The sequence below is a fragment of the Pseudomonas paeninsulae genome, from assembly GCF_035621475.1.
In the GTDB taxonomy this organism is placed as follows: Bacteria; Pseudomonadota; Gammaproteobacteria; order Pseudomonadales; family Pseudomonadaceae; genus Aquipseudomonas; species Aquipseudomonas paeninsulae.
Map to the genome: position 1 here is coordinate 571,240 of NZ_CP141799.1, position 12,837 is coordinate 584,076.

Genomic DNA, 12,837 nt, shown 5'->3' on the forward strand with positions numbered 1-12,837 from the left:
AGCTGACATGCAATTAAATGTAAATGGCGCTCAAGCGATCGAAGTGTCCGAAGCGACATTCGGTGGCGATTACAACGAGACCCTGGTTCACCAAGCAGTCGTGGCCTACATGGCCGGCGGCCGTCAGGGCAGCAAGCAGCAGAAGACCCGTTCCGACGTTTCTGGTGGCGGTAAGCGCCCATGGCGTCAGAAGGGCACTGGTCGTGCTCGTGCTGGTACCACTCGTGGTCCGATCTGGCGTGGCGGTGGTGTGACTTTCGCGGCCCGTCCGCAGAATCACGATCAAAAGCTGAACAAGAAAATGTATCGCGCTGCATTGCGTTCGATTCTTGCTGAGCTGGTGCGCACCGATCGTCTGGTGGTGGTTGAGGACTTCAGCGTTGAAGCGCCGAAAACCAAAGACCTGCTGAACAAACTGAATGGCATGGGTCTGACCGACGTTCTGATCGTGTCCGATGCTATTGACGAAAATCTTTACCTGGCTGCTCGTAACTTGCCGCATGTTGAAGTTCGTGACGTGCAAGGTTCCGATCCGGTCAGTCTGATCGCGTACGAAAAGGTGTTGGTTACCGTTTCTGCCGTGAAGAAATTCGAGGAGCTGCTGGGATGAACCAGGAACGCGTATTTAAAGTGCTGCTTGGCCCGCACGTCTCCGAGAAGGCCACACTTCTGGCTGATAAGAAAAGCCAATTCGTTTTCAAGGTTGCAATCGATGCAACCAAGCTGGAAATCAAGAAGGCCGTCGAAAGCCTGTTCAGTGTGAATGTTGCCGCTGTTAATACCGTGAATGTTCTCGGTAAGACCAAGCGCACCGCTCGCGGCCTGGGCAAGCGTAACGACTGGAAGAAGGCAGTTATCTCCCTTCAGCCGGGTCAAGATCTCGATTTCGCCAGCAGTGCTGAGTAAGGGAGGGGTGCATCATGGCAATCGTTAAATGCAAACCGACTTCCCCGGGCCGCCGTTTTGTGGTCAAGGTGGTCAACCAGGAGCTGCATAAAGGCGCTCCTTACGCTCCGCTGCTCGAGAAGAAGTCGAAGACTGGCGGTCGTAACAACAATGGTCGTATCACCACCCGTCATATCGGTGGTGGCCACAAGCAGCATTACCGTCTGGTCGATTTCCGTCGCAACGACAAAGATGGCATTCCAGCCACTGTCGAGCGTATTGAATACGATCCTAACCGTACCGCACACATCGCTTTGCTGATGTATGCAGACGGCGAGCGTCGCTACATCATCGCCCCTAAAGGCGTGAGTGCTGGCGATCAGCTGGTAGCTGGTATCATGGCTCCGATCAAGCCGGGCAATAGTCTGCAACTGCGTAACATTCCAGTTGGTAGCACTATTCACGGTGTCGAATTGAAGCCGGGCAAAGGTGCTCAAATCGCTCGTTCTGCTGGTGCTTCGGCTCAGCTGATTGCGCGTGAAGGTGTCTACGTGACCCTGCGTCTGCGTTCCGGTGAAATGCGTAAAGTGCTGGCTGAGTGCCGTGCGACCCTGGGCGAAGTCTCGAACTCCGAGCACAGCCTGCGTTCGCTGGGTAAAGCTGGTGCCAAACGCTGGCGTGGCGTTCGCCCAACCGTTCGTGGTGTTGCCATGAACCCGGTTGACCACCCACACGGTGGTGGTGAAGGTCGTACCTCTGGTGGTCGTCATCCGGTGTCTCCATGGGGCTTCCCGACTAAGGGCGCGAAGACTCGTGGTAACAAACGCACCGATAAAATGATCGTCCGTCGTCGCAAGTAAATAGAGGGATACGACAGTGCCACGTTCTCTGAAAAAAGGTCCTTTTATCGATCTTCACCTACTGAAGAAGATCGAAGTGGCGGTGGAAAAGAACGATCGCAAGCCGGTGAAAACCTGGTCGCGCCGTTCCATGATCCTGCCGCAAATGGTCGGTCTGACCATTGCTGTGCATAACGGTCGCCTGCATGTCCCCGTTCTTGTGAACGAAGACATGGTCGGCCACAAACTCGGCGAGTTTGCTGGTACCCGCACTTATCGTGGGCACGTAGCAGACAAGAAAGCCAAGCGTTAAGGGGTTAGGAAATGGAAGTAGCCGCTAAGTTGTCGGGCGCTCGAATCTCCGCCCAGAAAGCCCGCTTGGTCGCCGACCAGATCCGCGGGAAGAAGGTGGGCGAAGCGCTCAATCTGTTGGCTTTTAGCAGTAAGAAAGCCGCTGATATCATCAAGAAAGTGCTGGAGTCGGCTGTGGCCAACGCCGAGCATAACGAAGGCGCAGATGTTGATGACCTCAAGGTCAGCACCGTTTTCGTCAACGAAGGGCGTTCGCTGAAGCGAATCATGCCGCGTGCCAAAGGCCGCGCTGATCGCATCGTCAAGCGGTCTTGCCATATCACTGTCAAGGTTGCGGACAAGTAACGGAGTCGATCAGATGGGTCAGAAAGTACATCCCATTGGCATTCGCCTGGGAATCGTCAAGGAGCACACCTCCGTCTGGTACGCAGACGGTCGGACTTATGCGGACTATTTGTTCGCTGATCTGAAGGTGCGCGAATACCTCCAAGACAAACTAAAAAGCGCGTCCGTAAGCCGTATCGATATCCATCGTCCGGCTCAGACTGCACGCATCACCATCCACACCGCCCGTCCCGGTATCGTAATTGGGAAGAAAGGTGAAGATGTTGAAAGGCTGCGTCAGGACCTGACCAAGCAAATGGGTGTGCCTGTGCACATCAATATCGAAGAAATCCGCAAGCCGGAGCTCGACGGTATGCTGGTTGCGCAGAGCGTAGCTCAGCAGCTGGAGCGTCGTGTGATGTTCCGTCGCGCTATGAAACGCGCTGTACAGAACGCCATGCGCATTGGTGCCAAGGGCATCAAAATCCAAGTGAGCGGTCGTCTCGGTGGTGCTGAAATTGCCCGTACCGAATGGTATCGCGAAGGTCGTGTGCCGTTGCACACCCTGCGTGCCGATGTCGACTATGCCATGTACGAAGCACACACCACTTATGGTGTGATCGGTGTCAAGGTTTGGATCTTCAAGGGCGAAGTAATTGGTGGTCGCCAGGAAGAACTGAAACCGCAGGCACCTGCGCCTCGTAAAAAAGCTGCTAAGTAAGGGGTACGCCAAATGTTGCAACCAAAGCGTACGAAGTTCCGTAAGCAGATGACCGGCCACAACCGTGGCCTGGCTCAGCGCGGTAGCAAAGTCAGCTTCGGCGAATTCGCCTTGAAGTCTGTTGCCCGCGGTCGTCTCACCGCCCGTCAGATCGAGTCCGCTCGTCGTGCTCTGACTCGTCACGTTAAGCGTGGCGGGAAAATCTGGATTCGCGTGTTCCCTGACAAGCCTGTTACCAAGAAGCCTCTCGAAGTGCGGATGGGTAAAGGGAAGGGTAGCGTTGAGTATTGGGTAGCCCAGATTCAGCCAGGCAGAGTCCTGTATGAAATCGAAGGCGTTTCCGAAGAGTTGGCGCGTGAGGCTTTCGCCTTGGCGGCTGCAAAGCTGCCACTCGCCACCACTTTTGTTAAGCGGACGGTGATGTGATGAAGGCGAATGAACTTCGTGAAAAATCAGCACAGCAGCTGAACGAGCAATTGCTCGGCCTGCTGCGCGACCAGTTCAATCTGCGTATGCAGAAAGCAACTGGCCAGTTGGGGCAGTCTCACCTGCTCTCGCAAGTTAAGCGCGATATCGCTCGTGTGAAGACTGTGCTCAATCAGCAGGCAGGTAAGTGATCATGGCTGAAGCCGAAAAAACAGTCCGTACGCTGACCGGCCGTGTCGTCAGCGACAAGATGGACAAGACCATCACCGTATTGATCGAGCGTCGCGTTAAGCACCCGATCTACGGTAAATATGTCAAGCGTTCGACCAAGCTGCACGCGCACGACGAAAGCAACCAGTGCCACATCGGTGACAAGGTTTCCATCCGTGAAACCCGTCCCGTAGCCAAGACCAAATCTTGGGCGCTGGTTGAAGTTCTCGAACGCGCAGTGGAAGTCTAAGGACTAGGGGTCGGAGAAATATATGATTCAGACTCAATCCATGCTCGACGTCGCTGACAACAGTGGCGCTCGTCGCGTTATGTGCATCAAGGTGCTGGGCGGTTCGCATCGCCGTTACGCGGGCATCGGCGACATCATCAAGGTGACCGTCAAGGAAGCAATTCCGCGCGGTAAAGTGAAAAAGGGCCAAGTGATGACTGCTGTAGTAGTCCGCACTCGTCACGGCGTTCGTCGCCCTGATGGCTCGATCATTCGCTTCGATGGCAACGCTGCTGTTCTGCTGAACAACAAGCAAGAGCCGATCGGCACCCGTATTTTTGGGCCAGTGACTCGTGAACTTCGCTCTGAGAAGTTCATGAAGATCGTCTCGCTCGCCCCTGAAGTGCTCTAAGGAGATCCGACATGCAAAAGATTCGTCGTGACGACGAGATCATCGTGATCGCCGGTAAAGACAAAGGTAAGCGTGGCAAGGTGCTCAAGGTTCTCGCTGACGACCGTCTGGTCGTTGGTGGGTTGAACCTGGTGAAGCGCCATACCAAGCCGAACCCGATGTCGGGCGTTCAGGGCGGTATCATCGAGAAAGAAGCGCCTCTGCACGCTTCCAACGTGGCCATTTTCAACAGTGAAACCAACAAGGCTGACCGTGTTGGTTTCAAAGTTGAAGAAGGTAAAAAAATTCGTGTCTTCAAGTCGACCCAAAAAGCGGTTGATGCTTGAACACTGCTAGGTAGAAGACCATGGCACGACTAAAAGAGATTTACCGGAAAGAACTCGCGCCGAAGCTTAAGGAAGAACTTAAGCTTGCGAACGTGATGGAAGTTCCGCGCATCACCAAGATCACTCTGAACATGGGCTTGGGCGAAGCGATCGGTGACAAGAAAGTCATCGAGCACGCTGTAGCCGATCTGGAAAAGATTACCGGTCAGAAAGTCGTAGTGACTCATGCCCGTAAATCGATTGCAGGTTTCAAGCTGCGTGAAGATTGGCCGATTGGCGTCAAGGTAACCCTGCGCCGCGATCGCATGTACGAATTCCTGGATCGTCTGCTGTCTATCTCCCTGCCTCGGGTTCGCGACTTTCGCGGCCTGAATGCCAAGTCCTTCGATGGTCGTGGCAACTACAGCATGGGTGTTAAAGAGCAGATCATCTTCCCGGAAATCGACTACGACAAGATCGATGCCCTGCGTGGTCTGGACATAACCCTGACTACCACTGCGCGTACGGATGATGAGGGTCGTGCTTTGCTGCGCGCCTTCAAATTCCCGTTCCGCAACTGATTGGAGTTGGACCATGGCTAAAATGAGCATGAAAAACCGTGAGCTGAAGCGTCAGCAAACGGTAGCCAAGTACGCGAAGAAGCGTGCTGCGCTGAAAGCTACCATCGCCGATCTGAACGCCAGTCCGGAAGCGCGTTGGGAAGCTCAGGTAGCACTGCAGAAGCAGCCGCGTGATGCCAGCGCTTCGCGTCTGCGCAATCGCTGCCGCATTACCGGTCGTCCGCACGGCGTATATCGCAAGTTCGGTCTGTCGCGTATCAAGCTGCGTGAAGCTGCAATGCGTGGCGACGTACCGGGTCTGGTCAAGGCCAGCTGGTAAGTCCTCGTCGCACCCTGAGTCTGTCCGGTTGAGATACTTGGCGGATTCAGTCAGGCAAAATGAAACAAGCCCCTTTTGGGGCTTGATTCATTTTTGATCAGTCTCTAGAATGTTCGGCTCGCCTGAGCCAGGGCTTTTGATTTGCCCGGCGTTTTGGTGACTCTAGCCGTAAGGCTAATTCTTTTTGTATCAGGAGCGTCAAGCCCATGAGTATGCAGGACCCGTTAGCGGACATGCTAACTCGTATCCGTAATGCCCAGATGGCTGAAAAGTCCGTCGTAAGCATGCCGTCTTCCACGTTGAAGGTGGCTGTAGCCAAAGTTTTGAAAGACGAAGGTTATATTGCGGGATATCAGATCAGCGGTGAAGTTAAGCCGCAGCTGTCCATCGAGCTGAAATATTTCGAAGGCCGTTCGGTTATCGAAGAAGTGAAGCGCGTTAGCCGTCCAGGCCTTCGCCAGTACAAGTCCGTTGATGATCTGCCAAAAGTTCGTGGCGGTCTCGGCGTTTCCATCGTCTCCACCAATAAAGGTGTGATGACGGATCGCGCGGCGCGCGCTGCCGGTGTCGGCGGCGAAGTGCTTTGTACAGTGTTCTAGGGGGGGATAAGCATGTCACGCGTCGCTAAGAACCCCGTCACGTTGCCCGCTGGTGTAGAGATCAGTCTCGCCGGTCAGCAACTTTCGGTTAAGGGTGCCAAGGGTGCTCTAGAGCTGAATATTCATTCGTCCGTTGAAGTGGTCCAGGAATCCGGTGAGCTGCGTTTTGCTGCTCGCAACGGAGACCAGCAGACTCGCGCAATGGCCGGTACCACTCGTGCGTTGGTCAACAATATGGTGATCGGCGTAAGCACTGGCTTCGAGCGCAAGCTTCAGCTGGTAGGCGTTGGTTACAAGGCGCAAGCCAAAGGTCAGGTCTTGTCCCTGGCTCTAGGCTTCTCCCACCCGATCAACTACGAGCTGCCGGAAGGCGTTGTTGCTGAAACCCCTAGCCAGACCGAAATCCTGATTAAGGGTGTCGATAAACAACTGGTTGGTCAGGTTGCTGCGGAAATCCGTGATTTCCGTCGTCCTGAACCTTATAAGGGCAAAGGTGTTCGTTACGCTGACGAAGTCGTCCGTCGTAAAGAAGCCAAGAAGAAGTAGGGCCTAGCAAATGACCGACAAAAAAGTTACTCGACTGCGTCGCGCTCGCAAAGCACGCCTGAAAATGCACGAGCTCGAAGCCGTGCGTCTCTGCGTGTACCGCTCTTCGCAGCATATCTATGCCCAGGTCATTTCGGCCGACGGCAGCAAGGTTCTGGCCAGCGCCTCTACCTTGGACAAAGCACTGCGTGATGGCGCCACTGGCAACGTCGACGCAGCCAAGAAAGTTGGCGAGCTGGTTGCCGAGCGTGCGAAAGCCGCTGGTGTGACTCAGGTTGCATTCGACCGTTCTGGCTTCAAGTACCACGGCCGCGTCCAGGCGCTGGCTGATGCTGCTCGTGAAGGCGGGCTGGAGTTCTAAGTTATGTCAAATAACGACCAAAAGCGCGACGAAGGCTATATCGAGAAACTGGTACAGGTTAACCGCGTAGCCAAAACCGTAAAGGGTGGCCGTATCTTCACTTTCACTGCGTTGACCGTAGTGGGTGATGGTAAGGGTCGCGTCGGTTTCGGCCGCGGCAAATCCCGTGAAGTGCCAGCTGCTATTCAAAAAGCGATGGAAGCTGCTCGTCGCAACATGATCCAGGTGGACCTGAATGGCACCACTCTGCAGTACGCGATGAAGTCTGCCCATGGCGCCTCCAAGGTGTACATGCAGCCGGCTTCTGAAGGTACCGGCATCATCGCCGGCGGCGCCATGCGTGCCGTGCTGGAAGTGGCTGGTGTGCAGAACGTTCTGGCCAAGTGCTACGGCTCGACTAACCCCGTGAACGTGGTGCATGCCACTTTCAAAGGTTTGAAAGCTATGCAGTCGCCTGACTCTGTTGCGGCCAAGCGTGGCAAGAGCGTCGAGGAGATTCTCTAATCATGGCTAATACCGTAAAAGTCACGCTGATCAAAAGCATGACCGGCCGTATCCCCAACCACAAACTCTGTGTGAAGGGGTTGGGTCTGCGTCGCATCGGTCACACCGTAGAAGTCCTGGATACTCCCGAGAATCGCGGGATGATCAACAAGGCTTACTACATGCTGCGAGTCGAGGGTTAATACATGTACCTGAACGATTTGAGTCCTGCGCCGGGTTCCCGTCGCGAGAAGCACCGTCCGGGCCGTGGTATCGGTAGTGGTTTGGGTAAGACCGGTGGCCGTGGCCACAAGGGTCAATCCTCCCGCTCCGGTGGCACCATTGCTCCGGGTTTTGAAGGCGGCCAGCAGCCTCTGCACCGTCGTTTGCCCAAGTTCGGTTTCGTTTCCCTGAAGGCTATGGATCGCGCAGAAGTGCGTACTTCCGAGCTGAACAAGGTCGAAGGCGGCGTTATTACTCTGCAAGCGCTGAAGGATGCCAACCTGATTAACCAGCATGTACGGCGTGTGAAAGTCATGCTGTCCGGTGCGGTTACTCAAGCGGTTACCCTTAAAGGTATCGCTGCCACCAAAGGTGCGCGTGCGGCTATCGAAGCAGCTGGCGGTAAGTTCGAGGAATAAATGGCTAAGCAAGGTGCTCTCTCAGCGCTCAGCAATGGCGGGTTATCCGAGCTCTGGGCTCGTCTGCGCTTTCTGCTCATGGCGATTATCGTCTATCGCATTGGCGCACACATTCCAGTTCCAGGCATAAACCCGGACCGGTTGGCGGACCTGTTTCGACAGAATGAGGGGACCATTCTTAGCTTGTTCAACATGTTTTCCGGTGGCGCGCTGGAGCGCATGAGCATTTTTGCATTGGGGATCATGCCGTACATTTCGGCATCGATCATCATGCAGCTCATGACCGCTGTTAGCCCGCAACTGGAGCAGTTGAAGAAGGAAGGTGAGGCTGGTCGTCGTAAGATCAGCCAATACACCCGCTACGGCACCCTCGTCCTGGCATTTGTTCAAGCTATCGGTATGTCCGTTGGTTTGGCCAGTCAGGGCGTAGCGTTTTCGGTTGATTTCGGCTTCCACTTCGTTGCAGTCACCACGTTTGTGGCGGGTGCAATGTTCATGATGTGGCTAGGCGAGCAAATCACTGAGCGTGGTGTTGGCAACGGTATCTCGATGCTGATTTTTGCAGGCATCGTGGCCGGTCTGCCGTCGGCGATTGGGCAGTCTTTCGAGTCTGCTCGTCAGGGCGATATCAATATCTTCGCCCTGATTGCCATCGGTTTGCTGGCAGTAGCGATCATCGGTTTCGTGGTGTTCATTGAGCGTGGGCAGCGCCGCATTGCGGTGCACTACGCCAAGCGTCAGCAGGGCCGCAAGGTCTTTGCCGCGCAGACCAGCCACTTGCCTTTGAAGGTGAATATGGCGGGGGTTATCCCGGCTATTTTCGCCAGCAGCCTTCTGTTGTTCCCGGCCTCGCTGGGTGCCTGGTTTGGTCAGTCCGAAGGTATGGGCTGGCTGCAGGATATTTCACAGGCTATCGCTCCTGGTCAGCCGTTGAACATTTTGCTGTTTAGTGCAGGGATCGTTTTCTTCTGCTTCTTCTACACAGCGCTAATGTTCAATCCGAAAGACGTAGCGGAAAACCTGAAGAAGTCCGGTGCCTTTATTCCGGGTATCCGTCCGGGCGAGCAGTCGGCGCGCTATATCGATGGCGTATTGACTCGTTTGACCATGTTCGGTGCTCTGTACATGACGGCCGTTTGCTTGCTACCCCAGTTTCTGGTGGTGGCGGCCAACGTACCGTTCTATCTTGGCGGGACCTCGTTGCTGATCGTGGTAGTGGTTGTGATGGACTTTATGTCGCAAGTACAATCGCACCTCGTTTCGCACCAGTACGAATCCCTGATGAAGAAAGCCAACCTGAAGGGCTACGGCAGCGGCATGATGCGCTGAAGTGTCCATAAGGTTCGAGGAGTTGGTGATGAAAGTTCGTGCATCAGTGAAAAAGCTGTGCCGCAACTGCAAGATTATTCGTCGTGAAGGTGTCGTTCGAGTTATTTGCAGCGCGGAACCGCGTCACAAGCAGCGCCAAGGCTGAGTGTGATTGAAATGTTACAAGCCCGGCAGCTAGTGCGCTGCCGGGTTGATTATTTGTTCTTACAGCGCTAATATCTCGCGCCTTATTTCTTGGCTTCCAGGGCGTAGGTAGCTGTCAATTGGAGTTCCACTGAATGGCCCGTATTGCAGGCGTAAACATTCCGGATAACAAGCACACTGTTATCTCGCTGACCTACATCTTTGGTGTTGGTCGCACTACCGCACAGAAAATCTGTGCGGCTGCTGGTGTTAATCCGGCAGTAAAGATCAAAGATCTCTCTGACGAGCAGATCGAGCAGCTGCGTGGCGAAGTAGCCAAGGTGAATACCGAAGGCGACCTGCGTCGTGAAGTGAACATGAAAATCAAGCGCTTGATGGACCTGGGTTGCTACCGCGGCCTGCGTCATCGTCGTGGTCTGCCGGTTCGCGGTCAGCGTACCAAGACCAACGCGCGTACCCGTAAGGGCCCGCGTAAGCCGATCCGCAAGTAATCGCATTCGCGCATCGACAGGAATCTAGTCATGGCAAAACCTGCTGCTCGTACTCGTAAGAAAGTCAAAAAGACGGTGGTTGATGGCATCGCCCACATCCACGCTTCCTTCAACAACACAATCGTGACCATTACTGACCGTCAGGGTAACGCCCTGTCCTGGGCTACCTCCGGTGGTTCGGGTTTCCGCGGCTCGCGTAAAAGCACCCCGTTCGCTGCCCAGGTGGCTGCTGAACGTGCTGGTCAAGCTGCGCTGGAATTCGGCCTGAAGAACCTCGACGTCAACGTCAAGGGTCCCGGTCCGGGTCGTGAGTCCGCTGTCCGTGCTTTGAACGGCTGCGGTTACAAGATCGCCAGCATCACCGATGTGACACCCATCCCGCACAACGGATGCCGTCCTTCGAAGAAGCGTCGCGTGTAATCAGGAGACAGTGAGAAATGGCTCGTTACATTGGTCCCAAATGCAAACTGTCTCGTCGTGAAGGCACTGATCTTTTCCTGAAAAGTGGCGTCCGCGCCCTGGAATCGAAGTGCAACATCGAAGCAGCCCCAGGTATTCACGGTCAGCGCCGTAGCCGTCAGTCCGACTACGGCACCCAGCTGCGTGAAAAGCAAAAAGTTCGTCGTATCTACGGTGTGCTTGAGCGTCAATTCAGCGGTTATTACAAAGAAGCAGCCGGCAAGAAAGGCGCTACTGGTGAGAACCTGCTGCAACTGCTCGAGTGCCGTCTGGATAACGTGGTTTATCGTATGGGCTATGGTGCTACCCGCGCCGAATCCCGTCAGCTGGTATCGCACAAAGCGATCAGCGTAAACGGTAAGACTGTAAACGTGCCGTCCTACCAGGTTAAAGCTGGCGACGTCGTTGCAGTTCGCGAGAAGTCGAAGAATCAGCTGCGTATTGTTCAGGCTCTTGAACTGTGTGCCCAGCGTGGCCGCGTTGAATGGGTAGAAGTAGACATTGAGAAGAAGTCCGGCCTGTTCAAAGCCGTGCCGGTTCGCAGTGATCTCTCCGCTGACATCAACGAAAGCCTGATTGTCGAGCTCTACTCCAAGTAAGGGCTAGAAAATAGGTGCATCCATGCAGATTTCGGTAAATGAGTTCCTGACCCCCCGCCATATCGATGTGCAGGTGGTCAGTCCGACCCGCGCCAAGATCACACTCGAGCCTCTCGAGCGTGGCTTTGGACACACCTTGGGCAACGCGCTGCGTCGCATCCTGTTGTCCTCCATGCCTGGCTGTGCAGTAGTCGAGGCCGAGATTGACGGTGTACTCCATGAGTACAGCGCCATTGAAGGTATTCAGGAAGATGTCATTGAAATCCTGCTTAACCTGAAAGGTCTGGCTATCAAGTTGCACGGTCGCGACGAAGTGACGCTGACTCTGGCGAAGAAGGGCTCGGGTGTAGTCACCGCTGCCGATATTCAGCTGGATCATGATGTCGAAATCGTCAATGGCGACCACGTGATCGCTAACATGGCTTCCACTGGCGCGCTGAACATGAGGCTCACCGTAGCTCGTGGTCGCGGCTATGAGCCGGCTGACGCTCGTCAGAGCGATGAAGATGAAAGCCGCAGCATTGGTCGCTTGCAGCTGGATGCTTCGTTTAGCCCGGTGCGCCGTGTGTCGTACGTGGTAGAGAACGCTCGTGTTGAGCAGCGTACTAACCTGGACAAGTTGGTTATTGACCTGGAGACCAACGGTACTCTGGATCCTGAAGAGGCTATCCGTCGTGCCGCAACCATTCTGCAACAGCAGTTGGCTGCGTTCGTCGACCTCAAGGGTGACAGTGAGCCTGTGGTTATCGAACAGGAAGACGAGATTGATCCGATCCTGTTGCGTCCGGTTGATGACCTGGAACTGACCGTACGTTCGGCAAACTGCCTCAAGGCAGAGAACATTTACTACATCGGCGATCTGATTCAGCGCACCGAAGTGGAATTGTTGAAAACGCCGAACCTGGGCAAGAAATCCCTGACTGAAATCAAGGATGTTCTGGCTTCACGCGGTCTGTCCCTCGGTATGCGCCTCGACAATTGGCCGCCGGCAAGTCTGAAGAAAGACGATAAGGCGACTGCCTGAACGTCATCATCACCGAACGTCAGTTTGGTAAGGAATTGAACCATGCGTCATCGTAAAAGTGGCCGTCACCTTAGCCGCACAAGCGCACACCGTAAGGCTATGTTCCAGAACATGGCGGTGTCGCTGTTCGAGCACGAGCTGATCAAAACTACTCTGCCGAAAGCCAAAGAGCTGCGTCGCGTTGCCGAGCCGCTGATTACTCTGGCTAAAGAAGACAGCGTTGCTAACCGTCGTCTGGCCTTCGACCGTACCCGTTCGAAAGCCATTGTCGGTAAGTTGTTCAACGACCTGGGCAAGCGTTACGCCACCCGTCAGGGCGGTTATCTGCGTATCCTCAAGTGCGGTTTCCGCACCGGTGACAACGCTCCGATGGCTTATGTTGAGCTGGTCGACCGTCCGGTCGGCGGCGCAGTAGAAGCTGCCGAGTAAGTTGTAGGTTGTAGAAAAAACCGGGCCTTGGCCCGGTTTTTTTGTTTTTGCTGGAGATAGTTTTCCGCACGCCATATTTGATCTTATGGGCGACCGCCTGCTCGGGTATGGTTTGGCCGTCTTCGAATCTGCCGATTACGGCCCCATAAGAACAATTGCCCAGCATGTC

At 54.8% G+C, this 12,837-nt stretch carries 26 protein-coding genes; all 26 read left to right on the top strand.

Going from position 1 to position 12,837, the window contains the following annotated elements:
- Nucleotides 1–7 precede the first annotated feature (7 nt).
- The 26 genes from rplD (at nucleotide 8) to rplQ (ending at nucleotide 12,668) form a co-directional block, all read left to right on the top strand.
- Nucleotides 8–610 (top strand): 50S ribosomal protein L4, encoded by a 603-nt coding sequence (gene rplD / locus VCJ09_RS02495; protein WP_079204521.1) that lies wholly within the window; start codon nucleotides 8–10, stop codon nucleotides 608–610.
- Entirely contained in the window at nucleotides 607–906 is a 300-nt protein-coding gene (gene rplW / locus VCJ09_RS02500; RefSeq protein ID WP_079204522.1) for a 50S ribosomal protein L23, read from the top strand. The genes rplD and rplW overlap by 4 nt, the downstream gene beginning before the upstream one ends.
- 14 nt (nucleotides 907–920) lie before the next feature.
- The gene (gene rplB / locus VCJ09_RS02505) at nucleotides 921–1,745 is read left to right on the top strand and encodes a 50S ribosomal protein L2 (RefSeq protein WP_079204523.1); all 825 of its coding nucleotides are present in this window, start codon (nucleotides 921–923) and stop codon (nucleotides 1,743–1,745) included.
- A gap of 16 nt (nucleotides 1,746–1,761) precedes the next feature.
- Nucleotides 1,762–2,037 carry a 30S ribosomal protein S19 gene (gene rpsS / locus VCJ09_RS02510; protein ID WP_234229346.1) on the top strand — a complete coding sequence of 92 codons (276 nt, stop codon included), beginning with the start codon at nucleotides 1,762–1,764 and terminating at the stop codon, nucleotides 2,035–2,037.
- An 11-nt stretch (nucleotides 2,038–2,048) separates the two neighbouring features.
- Complete coding sequence (gene rplV / locus VCJ09_RS02515) at nucleotides 2,049–2,381, top strand: 50S ribosomal protein L22 (protein WP_079204524.1); 333 nt, start codon at nucleotides 2,049–2,051, stop codon at nucleotides 2,379–2,381.
- A 13-nt stretch (nucleotides 2,382–2,394) separates the two neighbouring features.
- The gene (gene rpsC, locus VCJ09_RS02520) at nucleotides 2,395–3,081 is read left to right on the top strand and encodes a 30S ribosomal protein S3 (RefSeq protein ID WP_079204525.1); all 687 of its coding nucleotides are present in this window, start codon (nucleotides 2,395–2,397) and stop codon (nucleotides 3,079–3,081) included.
- Nucleotides 3,082–3,093: 12 nt separating this feature from the next.
- Nucleotides 3,094–3,507, top strand: a complete 414-nt coding sequence (rplP, locus tag VCJ09_RS02525) for a 50S ribosomal protein L16 (protein WP_079204526.1) — start codon at nucleotides 3,094–3,096, stop codon at nucleotides 3,505–3,507.
- A complete protein-coding gene (rpmC, locus tag VCJ09_RS02530) occupies nucleotides 3,507–3,698 on the top strand; it encodes a 50S ribosomal protein L29 (protein WP_002555481.1) in 192 nt (63 codons plus the stop codon). The genes rplP and rpmC overlap by 1 nt, the downstream gene beginning before the upstream one ends.
- Nucleotides 3,699–3,700: 2 nt before the next feature.
- Nucleotides 3,701–3,967 (top strand): 30S ribosomal protein S17, encoded by a 267-nt coding sequence (gene rpsQ, locus VCJ09_RS02535; protein WP_025167719.1) that lies wholly within the window; start codon nucleotides 3,701–3,703, stop codon nucleotides 3,965–3,967.
- A 22-nt stretch (nucleotides 3,968–3,989) separates the two neighbouring features.
- Nucleotides 3,990–4,358 carry a 50S ribosomal protein L14 gene (rplN, locus tag VCJ09_RS02540; protein WP_003289207.1) on the top strand — a complete coding sequence of 123 codons (369 nt, stop codon included), beginning with the start codon at nucleotides 3,990–3,992 and terminating at the stop codon, nucleotides 4,356–4,358.
- An 11-nt stretch (nucleotides 4,359–4,369) separates the two neighbouring features.
- On the top strand, nucleotides 4,370–4,684 hold the full coding sequence (gene rplX / locus VCJ09_RS02545) for a 50S ribosomal protein L24 (RefSeq protein ID WP_079204527.1): 315 nt from the start codon (nucleotides 4,370–4,372) through the stop codon (nucleotides 4,682–4,684).
- A gap of 20 nt (nucleotides 4,685–4,704) precedes the next feature.
- The gene (gene rplE, locus VCJ09_RS02550; protein WP_079204528.1) at nucleotides 4,705–5,244 is read left to right on the top strand and encodes a 50S ribosomal protein L5; all 540 of its coding nucleotides are present in this window, start codon (nucleotides 4,705–4,707) and stop codon (nucleotides 5,242–5,244) included.
- A gap of 13 nt (nucleotides 5,245–5,257) precedes the next feature.
- The gene (gene rpsN, locus VCJ09_RS02555; protein WP_079204529.1) at nucleotides 5,258–5,563 is read left to right on the top strand and encodes a 30S ribosomal protein S14; all 306 of its coding nucleotides are present in this window, start codon (nucleotides 5,258–5,260) and stop codon (nucleotides 5,561–5,563) included.
- Between the two features lie 206 nt (nucleotides 5,564–5,769).
- Entirely contained in the window at nucleotides 5,770–6,162 is a 393-nt protein-coding gene (gene rpsH / locus VCJ09_RS02560) for a 30S ribosomal protein S8 (RefSeq protein ID WP_079204530.1), read from the top strand.
- Between the two features lie 12 nt (nucleotides 6,163–6,174).
- A complete protein-coding gene (rplF, locus tag VCJ09_RS02565; RefSeq protein ID WP_079204531.1) occupies nucleotides 6,175–6,708 on the top strand; it encodes a 50S ribosomal protein L6 in 534 nt (177 codons plus the stop codon).
- 10 nt (nucleotides 6,709–6,718) lie between these two features.
- Nucleotides 6,719–7,069, top strand: a complete 351-nt coding sequence (gene rplR, locus VCJ09_RS02570; protein ID WP_079204532.1) for a 50S ribosomal protein L18 — start codon at nucleotides 6,719–6,721, stop codon at nucleotides 7,067–7,069.
- A gap of 3 nt (nucleotides 7,070–7,072) precedes the next feature.
- The gene (gene rpsE, locus VCJ09_RS02575) at nucleotides 7,073–7,573 is read left to right on the top strand and encodes a 30S ribosomal protein S5 (RefSeq protein ID WP_079204533.1); all 501 of its coding nucleotides are present in this window, start codon (nucleotides 7,073–7,075) and stop codon (nucleotides 7,571–7,573) included.
- 2 nt (nucleotides 7,574–7,575) lie between these two features.
- Nucleotides 7,576–7,755 (top strand): 50S ribosomal protein L30, encoded by a 180-nt coding sequence (rpmD, locus tag VCJ09_RS02580; RefSeq protein WP_079204534.1) that lies wholly within the window; start codon nucleotides 7,576–7,578, stop codon nucleotides 7,753–7,755.
- 3 nt (nucleotides 7,756–7,758) lie between these two features.
- Nucleotides 7,759–8,193 (top strand): 50S ribosomal protein L15, encoded by a 435-nt coding sequence (gene rplO, locus VCJ09_RS02585; protein ID WP_079204535.1) that lies wholly within the window; start codon nucleotides 7,759–7,761, stop codon nucleotides 8,191–8,193.
- Nucleotides 8,194–9,522, top strand: coding sequence for a preprotein translocase subunit SecY (gene secY / locus VCJ09_RS02590; protein ID WP_324733002.1), 1,329 nt, complete (start codon nucleotides 8,194–8,196; stop codon nucleotides 9,520–9,522).
- A 28-nt stretch (nucleotides 9,523–9,550) separates the two neighbouring features.
- Entirely contained in the window at nucleotides 9,551–9,667 is a 117-nt protein-coding gene (rpmJ, locus tag VCJ09_RS02595; protein ID WP_002555468.1) for a 50S ribosomal protein L36, read from the top strand.
- 133 nt (nucleotides 9,668–9,800) lie between these two features.
- Nucleotides 9,801–10,157: a 30S ribosomal protein S13 gene (gene rpsM, locus VCJ09_RS02600; protein WP_213641487.1), complete on the top strand. Its 357-nt coding sequence runs from the start codon at nucleotides 9,801–9,803 to the stop codon at nucleotides 10,155–10,157.
- 30 nt (nucleotides 10,158–10,187) lie between these two features.
- Complete coding sequence (gene rpsK, locus VCJ09_RS02605) at nucleotides 10,188–10,577, top strand: 30S ribosomal protein S11 (RefSeq protein WP_079204538.1); 390 nt, start codon at nucleotides 10,188–10,190, stop codon at nucleotides 10,575–10,577.
- A gap of 17 nt (nucleotides 10,578–10,594) precedes the next feature.
- Nucleotides 10,595–11,215 (top strand): 30S ribosomal protein S4, encoded by a 621-nt coding sequence (gene rpsD / locus VCJ09_RS02610; RefSeq protein ID WP_079204539.1) that lies wholly within the window; start codon nucleotides 10,595–10,597, stop codon nucleotides 11,213–11,215.
- Nucleotides 11,216–11,237: 22 nt separating this feature from the next.
- Complete coding sequence (locus VCJ09_RS02615; protein ID WP_079204540.1) at nucleotides 11,238–12,239, top strand: DNA-directed RNA polymerase subunit alpha; 1,002 nt, start codon at nucleotides 11,238–11,240, stop codon at nucleotides 12,237–12,239.
- Nucleotides 12,240–12,281: 42 nt separating this feature from the next.
- On the top strand, nucleotides 12,282–12,668 hold the full coding sequence (gene rplQ / locus VCJ09_RS02620) for a 50S ribosomal protein L17 (protein ID WP_025167705.1): 387 nt from the start codon (nucleotides 12,282–12,284) through the stop codon (nucleotides 12,666–12,668).
- The last annotated feature ends 169 nt before the right edge of the window (nucleotides 12,669–12,837 follow it).